Annotated in this window: 11 protein-coding genes; 1 reads left to right on the top strand and 10 read right to left on the bottom strand. The window is 47.4% G+C overall.

From position 1 onward, the window contains the following. Nucleotides 1–143 precede the first annotated feature (143 nt). The 4 genes from leuS to nadD all read right to left on the bottom strand — a co-directional run bounded on the left by leuS (nucleotide 144) and on the right by nadD (nucleotide 4,594). Nucleotides 144–2,621 (bottom strand): leucine--tRNA ligase, encoded by a 2,478-nt coding sequence (gene leuS / locus FWJ59_RS05555; protein WP_414480986.1) that lies wholly within the window; start codon nucleotides 2,619–2,621, stop codon nucleotides 144–146. Nucleotides 2,622–2,908: 287 nt separating this feature from the next. Next, nucleotides 2,909–3,259, bottom strand: coding sequence for a ribosome silencing factor (rsfS, locus tag FWJ59_RS05550; protein WP_414480985.1), 351 nt, complete (start codon nucleotides 3,257–3,259; stop codon nucleotides 2,909–2,911). A gap of 78 nt (nucleotides 3,260–3,337) precedes the next feature. Further along, nucleotides 3,338–3,928 carry a bis(5'-nucleosyl)-tetraphosphatase (symmetrical) YqeK gene (yqeK, locus tag FWJ59_RS05545; RefSeq protein WP_414480984.1) on the bottom strand — a complete coding sequence of 197 codons (591 nt, stop codon included), beginning with the start codon at nucleotides 3,926–3,928 and terminating at the stop codon, nucleotides 3,338–3,340. A gap of 18 nt (nucleotides 3,929–3,946) precedes the next feature. Further along, entirely contained in the window at nucleotides 3,947–4,594 is a 648-nt protein-coding gene (gene nadD / locus FWJ59_RS05540) for a nicotinate-nucleotide adenylyltransferase (RefSeq protein ID WP_414480987.1), read from the bottom strand. 224 nt (nucleotides 4,595–4,818) lie between these two features. On the opposite strand from nadD, the gene FWJ59_RS05535 reads away from it, so the two are divergent. Continuing rightward, nucleotides 4,819–5,748: a restriction endonuclease gene (locus FWJ59_RS05535; RefSeq protein ID WP_414480983.1), complete on the top strand. Its 930-nt coding sequence runs from the start codon at nucleotides 4,819–4,821 to the stop codon at nucleotides 5,746–5,748. A 324-nt stretch (nucleotides 5,749–6,072) separates the two neighbouring features. Here FWJ59_RS05535 and FWJ59_RS05530 read toward each other — a convergent pair whose 3' ends face one another. The 6 genes from FWJ59_RS05530 to rplU form a co-directional block, all read right to left on the bottom strand. Beyond that, nucleotides 6,073–6,258, bottom strand: coding sequence for a hypothetical protein (locus FWJ59_RS05530; protein ID WP_414480982.1), 186 nt, complete (start codon nucleotides 6,256–6,258; stop codon nucleotides 6,073–6,075). A 41-nt stretch (nucleotides 6,259–6,299) separates the two neighbouring features. Beyond that, nucleotides 6,300–7,574, bottom strand: a complete 1,275-nt coding sequence (gene obgE / locus FWJ59_RS05525; protein ID WP_414480981.1) for a GTPase ObgE — start codon at nucleotides 7,572–7,574, stop codon at nucleotides 6,300–6,302. 218 nt (nucleotides 7,575–7,792) lie between these two features. Beyond that, nucleotides 7,793–8,272, bottom strand: a complete 480-nt coding sequence (locus FWJ59_RS05520; protein WP_414480980.1) for a superoxide dismutase family protein — start codon at nucleotides 8,270–8,272, stop codon at nucleotides 7,793–7,795. Nucleotides 8,273–8,520: 248 nt separating this feature from the next. After that, nucleotides 8,521–8,832 carry a 50S ribosomal protein L27 gene (rpmA, locus tag FWJ59_RS05515; RefSeq protein ID WP_414480979.1) on the bottom strand — a complete coding sequence of 104 codons (312 nt, stop codon included), beginning with the start codon at nucleotides 8,830–8,832 and terminating at the stop codon, nucleotides 8,521–8,523. After that, nucleotides 8,833–9,156, bottom strand: a complete 324-nt coding sequence (locus FWJ59_RS05510) for a ribosomal-processing cysteine protease Prp (RefSeq protein ID WP_414480978.1) — start codon at nucleotides 9,154–9,156, stop codon at nucleotides 8,833–8,835. A gap of 38 nt (nucleotides 9,157–9,194) precedes the next feature. After that, nucleotides 9,195–9,509 (bottom strand): 50S ribosomal protein L21, encoded by a 315-nt coding sequence (gene rplU, locus FWJ59_RS05505; protein ID WP_414480977.1) that lies wholly within the window; start codon nucleotides 9,507–9,509, stop codon nucleotides 9,195–9,197. Nucleotides 9,510–9,892: the final 383 nt, after the last annotated feature.

Genomic DNA, 9,892 nt, shown 5'->3' with positions numbered 1-9,892 from the left:
GGGATATTCGTTTGGAATATCCCCCTTTTTTCATTTAGCCTATTTAAACTGCTCTTGTCTGTTTAAGCATCAATTTGAAAGTGCCACATACACATGCGCAAGGCATACCTTTTGTTTCCCCCAAGCACCCTAAAAAATACCCATCACTTCACCACGATATTGACCAGCTTCTTGGGCACCACAATGACCTTTACAACGCTCTTACCCTTTATGATCTCTTGTATCCTGCTTAAGCTTAGTGCCCTATCCTGTATTTCCTGCTGCCCGGCATTGGCCGGCACCATCATGCGATCCCTGACTTTTCCATTGACCTGGACCACCATCTCAATCTTTTCCTGCTCCAGAGCCTGTGGGTCATAAGCAGGCCACGACTGTGCATGTATGCTGCCCTCATGGCCAGTGATCTCCCACAGCTCTTCGGTGATGTGCGGTGCAAAGGGTGCCAGAAGCAGCAACAGGTGAGTAATGGCTTCGCCCAGCACTGCCATATCTTTCTGCCCAGCCACGTTGTCCTTATACTGGTATATAGCGTTTACCATCTCCATAATAGCGCTTATAGCCGTATTGAAATTGAACCTCTCCTCTATATCAATCGTTACCCGCTTTATGGTGTTGTGCACCACATATCGAAGCTGCCTATCCTGCTCCGACAGGTTAGCAAATGTTTCCCCTTTGACGTAATGCTTACAGGCATCCTTACATTCGGTGACCAATCTCCACACCCTGTTGAGGAAGCGATAGCAGCCCTCAACGCCCTGATCGCTCCACTCGAGGTCCCTCTCGGGCGGTGCTGCAAACAGTATAAACAGCCTTGCTGTATCTGCCCCATATTTGGCTACAATATCTTCTGGGCTCACCACATTGCCCTTAGACTTCGACATCTTGGAGCCGTCCTTGAGCACCATGCCCTGGGTCAACAGGTTGGTGAAAGGTTCATCCACCGGGCACAACCCCATATCATACAATACCTTGGTGAAGAACCTGGCATACAGCAGGTGAAGGATGGCATGCTCTACCCCACCAACATACTGATCCACCGGCATCCAGTACTCAGCCTTTTCCCGACTAAAAGGCGCCTCAGCATTTTTAGGATCGGTAAATCTCAAGAAGTAAAACGACGAGCATACAAATGTATCCATTGTATCGGTCTCGCGCCTTGCGGGGCCACCGCATTGCGGGCATGTGGTGTTGACAAACGACTGGCTCTCAGCCAGAACGGACTGCCCCTTGCCGGTAAACTTAACGTCAGTGGGCAATATCACCGGCAACTGGTCCTCCGGCACCGGGACTATCCCGCATTTGTCGCAGTATATAATGGGTATGGGTGCTCCCCAGTAACGCTGACGGGAAATCAGCCAGTCCCTCAACCTGTAGTTTACATGCCTCTTGCCTATGCCCTTCTCTTCCATGTATTCGATTATCTTTTGCATTGCTTCCCGATTTGGCAGGTCATTAAACTGCCCGGAATTTATCATTATGCCTTGTCCCTCAAAGGCCTGTTTCAAATCAAAGACATCTACGCTGTCGTCCTCGGGCTTGATAACGGGAACTACGGGCAATCCATACTTGGCAGCAAATTCAAAGTCACGCTGGTCATGAGCCGGAACGCCCATAACAGCTCCCGTTCCATAATCCAGCAATACGTAATTCGCTATATACAGCGGAATCCTCTGTCCGTTCATGGGATTGATGGCATATCGTCCGATGAATACGCCTTCCTTCTCGGTTTCCTCCGAGGTGCGCGTGATCTCATTCATGTACTGCATCTTATTTATAAAGGCCCGTACCTCGTTCTCATACTGGGTTCCCTGCACGAGCTGGAGTACCAATGGATGTTCGGGTGCTAGCACCATATACGTCACGCCGTAAATAGTATCGGGCCTTGTCGTAAACACGGTGATAACCTCACCGCTACCTTCTACCGTGAAATTTACCAGGGCGCCCTCACTGCGGCCAATCCAGTTCTGCTGCATCACCTTGACCTTTTCCGGCCAACCGGTTAGCTTGTCGATGTCCTTGAGCAAGCGCTCGGCATAGTCGGTGATCTTGAAAAACCACTGTTCCAAGTCCTTTTTGCCCACCAAGGTGCCGCAACGCTCGCAATGACCATTGACTACCTGTTCGTTGGCCAGGACGGTGCTGCAAGAAGGGCACCAATTGACAAAAGACCGCTTTTTATAGGCCAACCCACGCTTGAAGAATTGCAGGAACATCCATTGGGTCCATCGGTAATAGGTGGGATGACAGGTAGCCACCTCCCGCTCCCAGTCGTAGCTTATCCCCAGCCCCTTAAGCTGTTCCCGCATATTGTTTATATTATCCCATGTCCATGTGCTGGGATGAATTTGGTGAGCGATGGCTGCATTCTCAGCCGGCAGGCCAAAAGCATCCCACCCCATGGGGTGCAGGACGTTATAACCCTGCATGGTCTTGTACCGCGCTATCACGTCACCAATGGAGTAATTGCGTACATGCCCCATGTGCAGCTTACCCGATGGGTATGGAAACATCTCCAGCATATAAAACTTCTTCTTGTTGGGATCCTCTGTCCTGCGAAATGCCTTCTCTTTTTCCCATCTCTCCTGCCACTTTCTTTCGATCTCGCTGAACCTGTACTCCATAACGGTTTCCCCTCCATATATTAAAGTAACCTCCCACACCCCAAGCCAAATGCACTTCTCCTTCCTTCACCGTGGGAGGCTTACGCAAACGGATCAATATTTTAACGCATCCAAGTAGCAATCCCTTTATGCCCAACTTTAAGCTCCGCTCTGTCCATCCTACAACCTTATAATAGCCTTTAATAGCCACCCGTTACAGCATCTACAAAACGTTACAGCATCTACAAAAATAGAATTGGTAGAAGGTTGACCGTCCAAGCATCCCCACAGGAGCGAGAGCTCCAGTTTTACCCTTCAACCGATAGGATCTGACTGTCAGCCCACAACCTTTCGAGATTATAAAAAGCCCTGTCTTCCCGATGAAAAATGTGCACTACTACATCGCCATAATCTACAACCACCCATCTCCCATGCCTGTATCCTTCCTTTGCGCGGGCTTCAACGCCCTGCTGGCTCATACTCTTTAGCAGCTCATCGCATAAAGCCCTTACCTGTATTTCAGTATTACCGCTGGCTATTACGAAGTAATCGGCGATGATGGTCAAACGGCTGATATCGAGTATTACTACATCCATTGCCTTTTTAGAATCTAAAACCTTTGCAATTTGCAAAGCTAATTCCCTTGAGTTGTTATGCAAATCCTTCCCTCCACCTCCGTTTTCTTTACTTTATTATATCCATTATACACAATTTGTCAACATAAGTGACATCGGCCATCAGTTTTTGCCCTTGTAGCGCTTCAACATGTCGTTCCACGCCTCCACCGTCCTGGGATGGAGAAAGCGGTCGGTATCCAGCACATACTTGATAGTTCTGCGTAAGGCCATAAGCACCGCTTTGTCAAGGTCGTCCATGGCCGCTTGCCTCAGATCCTCCACTCCGGGAAAATCCCTGTTGGGCTCTATATAATCAGCCAGGTATATTATCTTGTCAAGCAAGGCCATATCCCTTTTGCCCGTGGTATGGCACTCAATTGCACTCAGTATCTCCGGATCCTCAACTCCAAACACCTGCCTGGCTATTACTGCTCCTGCGGGGCCATGCAATAAAGCCTCATTTTGAAACTCCTCGGCTCCAAGCTCAATTTCGGCCTCCAATGCCTTGCTTATCATCTCCTGCCTTGGCAGGCCCTTGGCGCAATCGTGAAGCAGCCCTGCAAGCCTCGCTTTATCTACATCGGCTCCATATCTCTCAGCCAGCATAACGGCACAATCCCTCACCCCCAGGGAATGGACATATCTTTCCTCATCCATCATATCCTTTAGCTTCTCGCATATTTCCGTTTCCTGCATCGTCGCACCCATCATATTGACTACCTCCTGGCACTAAAGTTGCATATACAAACGATTTTTATATATATATTCTTCTACCGGCGCTGGAACGAGATAGCGTATGGACTTGCCCTGTCTTATTCTATCCCTGATATCGGTGGAAGATATACCCAACAGCGGCCCATCCACAGTATATATGGATGCCCCCATCTCCTCTTTCAAAAACCGTATTTCCTCTTCAGCCAAATCATACCCCGGCCTACCATACACCACAAAATGGCAGCACTTCACCACCCGAGATGCCTCTCGCCAGCCCTTGATCTCCGGCAGAGTGTCACCACCTATTATAAAGAAAAACTCTACGTTTGCTGGATATATCCTTCTTAGTTCCATTAAGGTATCCACGGTATAGGTAAAACCTTCCCTTTTTACCTCTATATCGCTTATTTCAAAATAGGGGTTGTCTATTATGGCCATCCTGACCATTTCATACCTGTAGGCAGCCGGCGTTACAGCGTAACCAGCCTTGTGGGGAGGATTCCCTGTTGGAATGAATAACACCTTATCCAGGCCGCATTCCTGCCTGGCCACCTCCGCCATTATGAGGTGTCCCATGTGTATGGGATCAAAAGTTCCCCCTGCTATCCCCAGCCTTATAGGCCGTACGGGCTCATCATATGCAGCTGTATCCTCACCGCTCATAATGTCCGGCACAACCAATCCCGTCCTTTTAAAATCAAAATTATTATAAAAAAGATATTCAAAGGTTTTTAATTTCAAATAACCTCCACGGACAATTGGCCAAAATAAGTGAAACCGCTTTTGAGCAGCCAATAAATCGATATCTATTATAGCACAAATTGCTTGAAATGACGAATAAGCCCACTTCTTTTAGGGAAAAATTTCCTAATAAGGAGGTTTCGGCTATGAACTTTTTAAAAAGGCTTTATGCCAAAATTGGCGAATGGAACTATTACCTTGAAGGAGGAGATAAACCTACAACTATCGTAAGCTGGGTAATCGATGCCATAATGCTGGCTGGCGCAGCGCTGATCACGTCATACCTATGGTTTGTGTATAAGACCAAAATCCCGTGGCTATCGGTCATCTTTGCCATTGTGATGACCGCAACCATCAGCGTGGCATACTTCAAGTTGAGAGCAAAACAGCTTGAAAGAAAACGGCAGGCAAAGCTAAACAGCATAGCAGCTGCATACAGAAAAAGGGAGCTATTGGAGCTTACGCCCCAGCAGTTCAAATGGCGCCTTGTAAAGGCACTGCTTCAAAGCGGAAAATTTGAAGACGTCAAAATAGACAAAAGATTTTTGAAGGCCATATATCAAGGCAAACCGGCGCTCATAGGCTTTTATCACGCACCTTACAGCCAGCAGGTACCTCCCTTTGAGGTGTATAAATTCTTGAAAATCCTGAAACACTGTGGTTACAGCATTGGCTTCTATTTCACCTCGTCAAGCTTCAGCGATACCTGCCACACCATCCTACAAGATCATGATGACGTTAAGCTACACCTGATAGATGGCGACGGGCTAGTTAAAATGATGCAAAAATCAGGCATTTTCAGTGACCAGGATGCCATAAACTTCTACCTCAAAAGCGAGATTGAAAAATCAAGGCTCAGAAGAAAACAGGCCAGGAAAAAGCTCCTTACCCCCGCAAAGGCCAGAACCTATATCCTTTACAGCCTCTTGTTTTTGGTAGCATCCTTCATCTTTCAGTCCTACTCTATCTATTACCTTATACTATCGGTATCTTTCGTACTGCTGGGCATTTTAGGGTACATCGCCCATCCCAGCCCCAAGGATGTTAGGCACCAGGAAGAAGCCTTTAATGACTAATTTACATGGCTTGAAAAGACCTCGACCGATAATCCATAAACACAGCACTGTTCCATGGGCACTGTTCCATGGAGTAACGGTTTTGTCCTAATTGTGCCCAATAACCTAATATACACACTTTACAGGTGGTACAGCAATCAAAAATTACGCAGGCACTCAACAGAAAATCTTGCTCCAGTTTAAAATAAAATCAAAGTAATATGTTCACTTTAGGCTCAACAGACTACGTCACCTAACTAAAGCTCAAGGCTAATAAAAACATGACCACAAAACGAAAGGGCAAGCCTCTTACGGCACTGCCCTTTTTAAGTTTCAATTCATAACTCATACTTCCAGCTCTTTGCGGTTTCTTCTTCTGTGCAGCTCATACTTTGGGTCGCCCTTTTTCCAACCGCTTCTGGTCTTTTCAATGACCGTGGTCTTGGAAGTATCGATAACAAATTCACCTTTGGCAGCGCAGTAATACATGGGCTGACCCATCTTACAGTTCTGGCACTGAATGCACTCCATAGCCGCTTTTCTTGACCCCCTACTAAACGATTTGATAATACTCACTCAATGAACTCAAACTCCATATCATGTATACGCACCGTATCGCCGTTTTGAACGCCTTTCTCCTTTAACGCATCAATGATCCCTCTCCTTCTCAGTGCCCTTTGAAAATACTGCAGTGAATCGTAGTTGTCCAGGTTTACGCTGGCCATCAACCGATCCACAGCCGGACCTGATACCACGTATACATCTCCGTCACGAGTAATCTCAAAGGGCTCTTGGTCTGGTATATTTTCGTAAATCTCTGCCACCTCTTCCTCAAAGGATTCAACTGCAGGAAGTTTTGCCAGCATCTCAACTATCTCCCAAACCAGTTCTTTGAACCCTTGATTTTGAGTGGCAGAAACCGGAAACACCTTAATCCCCTTCGGCTCCAATTCCTCTTTCAACCGCTTTACGTTATGCTCTGCTCCTGGTAGATCGCACTTGTTGGCTGCTACAATCTGAGGGCGCTGTGCCAGCTCTGTGCTATAGGCCTCAAGCTCCTGGTTGATGATATAGAAATCCTGCACAGGGTCCCGCCCTTCCATCCCCGATGCATCCACCACGTGAACCAACATTCGGGTACGTTCTATATGTCGCAGAAAATCATGCCCCAAACCTAAGCCTTTATGCGCTCCCTCAATCAAGCCGGGAATATCGGCCAATATGAATGAATGTTCCCTGTCAACCTCCACTACCCCCAAGTTTGGCGTCAGGGTAGTAAAAGGATAATTGGCTATCTTGGGCCGAGCAGATGTGAGCACAGAGAGTATGGTGGACTTGCCCACGTTGGGAAAACCAATGAGCCCCACGTCGGCAATCGACTTTAATTCCAATACCACCCATCTTTCCTCTCCCTTTTCGCCCGGCTGAGCAAATCTAGGGGTCTGACGCGTAGGAGTTGCAAAGTGGGCATTCCCTTTACCACCACGGCCTCCGCGTGCCAGAACCTTTTGCTGACCGGGATGCGTCAAGTCTGCTAAAACTCTGCCCGTCTCGAAATCCCTTATAACAGTACCAGGCGGCACCTTAATAATGAGGTCCTCGCCATCTTTGCCTTTCATGTTATTAGGTCCGCCATTATGTCCCGATTGGGCTTTATAATGCTTCTTGTATCTGAAATCCATTAAGGTGCGCATGCCCGGATCCACGACGAAGATGACATCGCCACCATCCCCTCCGTCGCCCCCATCGGGGCCACCGCGGGGAACATACTTTTCACGCCTAAAGGAAACGGCTCCGTTGCCTCCGTCGCCACCTTTTATGAATATCTTTGCTATGTCTACAAACATCGTATCACCTGAACTTCGATTGTGCGCCAATATTATATAATAAAAAATCCACAATTTTCAACAGAGAATCCTTTGTCAAATTGAGCGCCGCAACATAAATGCGCTCCTGATGATGCAATACTCATATCGCGGCACCCCAACCTATAATAGCGCATTTAAAATCTCCCGTCCTTTATTATTCCGAAAAATCTTAAAAAATAAAAAAAAGATGGGGCATTTCAGCAGGGGCGAATGATTCCACAGGCCAAGCGCCTGCCCGCGTTTCCTGCCGGCTGCGAGCGATAGTCATCAGGATTCTCGTGAATTATGACCGAGTGCCCCACCACATCCCAAACCTTAAATTTGTCCGTAAAGAAGCTCATACGGGCATAACCGTTATTGGAAAACAGCACCGGAAAATCCCCCGCGTGATTTCCGTGTGGCTGCTCCGTCGGATTCCAGTGCCCACCCGCTTGCCCAAATGGATCCTGGGGATCCCCCACATCGCAGTTGCCAAATTGGTGTATATGCAGGCCGTGTGGCCCAATAGGCTGTCCTCCAGGAGGTGCTGGCTGGTATGACGGAAGCCCCACTACCTCGACGTAAACCTCTGTGCCGCCCGGCACATCGGTAAACACCACCACGCCTCTGATTTGAGGTGCCAATGGCCCTCCTTTTATCTCGGCAATGGCCATAGCAGGCCGATATACTCCATACATCCCAAATTCCTCCCACATATTGGTCTTTATTTAAACACCCCGCATATAGACAGGAAATATTTATACAAGCCGTGAAATTGTGACGGCTTAATCGCCGCCGTTGAGCTTCTTATATGCCGTTGAGCTTCTCATCTCAAAAAGGCTCCGCCTTGTATTAATAATATTCGCAAACAACCTATTCGGTCATCTCTAGGTCAAAAAAATAAAAGGCCTGCTTCTAACAGGCCCTTTTTGTCATAACATTCTCCTTACTGTCGCGCAGCGGCTATTTCGGCCAGCTGTTCAACTGGATATACGCTCACCCTCTTCTTGTCCTTGCCCATCCTTTCGAACTTCACAATGCCATCGATTTTGGCAAAGAGGGTATCATCCTTACCTAAACCTACATTCAAACCCGGGTGTATCTTGGTACCTCTCTGGCGTACCAAGATGTTTCCAGCCAGAACAAACTGACCGTCAGCTCTTTTTACACCCAGCCGCTTTGATTCGCTGTCACGTCCGTTACGGGAGCTACCTACTCCCTTTTTGTGTGCAAAAAGCTGAAGATCTATCCTCAACATCTACCCCATCCTCCTTTCTTCAACTTTAATGTATAGCTCGTATCCTTCCTGTATGCTCTTTAAGCCGCACAGCATAGTTTCCAAAACTATATTGGCTTTTTCCCGCAGGTCCTCAGAAAGCCCATCGGGAAGGCAGCATCGGGCTTTTCCCGGCCTTTGGTCATACATTACCTCAATCCCCACTACATCCATCAACCCCAAAATAGCCGTCTGGACAATGGCAGATACGGCAGCACACACTATGTCCTTCCCAGCTTCGGCATATCCCGAATGGCCGGACACCTCAAAACCCATTATGTCGCCCGATGGAGCTCTATCTATCACCGCACGGATCATAGGCCAACATGCTATTGCCAGCGGATTTATCCGATGATCTTGGTAATACGGATCTGGGTATAGGGCTGGCGATGGCCGTATTTCCTACGATAATTTTTCTTGGGCTTGTACTTGTACACGATAATCTTTTTGCTCTTCCCGTGCTTTAAAACTTCGGCCTCAACCTTTGCCCCTTCCAGCAGAGGGGTCCCCACCTTCAGCTTGTTCTCATCGTCGCTTATGGCCAGTACCTCGTTGAGCTCAATAGTGGACCCTTCCTGCACATTTAGCTTTTCAACGTTCAAAATATCCCCTTCACGCACCATGTACTGTTTTCCGCCTGTTCTGATAATAGCGTACATTTATAGTACACCTCCTCCAACCAGACTCGCCGAATGGTGGTATCCCTTATGGGGATTTTAAGACCACATTCGAGCGGCTCATGTACTCGCTAATTGTAACATATAAGGCGCCCTGTTGTCAATTTGCTATTGAAAATTTGCATACAGCCTGGCTTAATCGCTCAAAAGATTAATCCTTCATAGACATACTAATTCCTTTTAAGCACATCTAGAATAATAATATCAAACTTTCAATGTCCTGCAAACCCGATCAGGAAACGTTACCTAAACTGCATTCTTCTAAAAATTATTCCCCAAAATGGACATGCATCATATTCAAAATTAGGGGTGTCAATAGTCTGAGAGAATGTCACCTAAAGGAGGGCAATTTTATTCAGTGAAAA

The sequence above is a fragment of the Caldicoprobacter sp. genome (genome assembly GCF_047459465.1).
Lineage (GTDB): Bacteria > Bacillota > Clostridia > Caldicoprobacterales > Caldicoprobacteraceae > Caldicoprobacter.
Note: the sequence above shows the minus strand (reverse complement) of the source record. Positions and strands in the feature narration are given on the sequence as shown.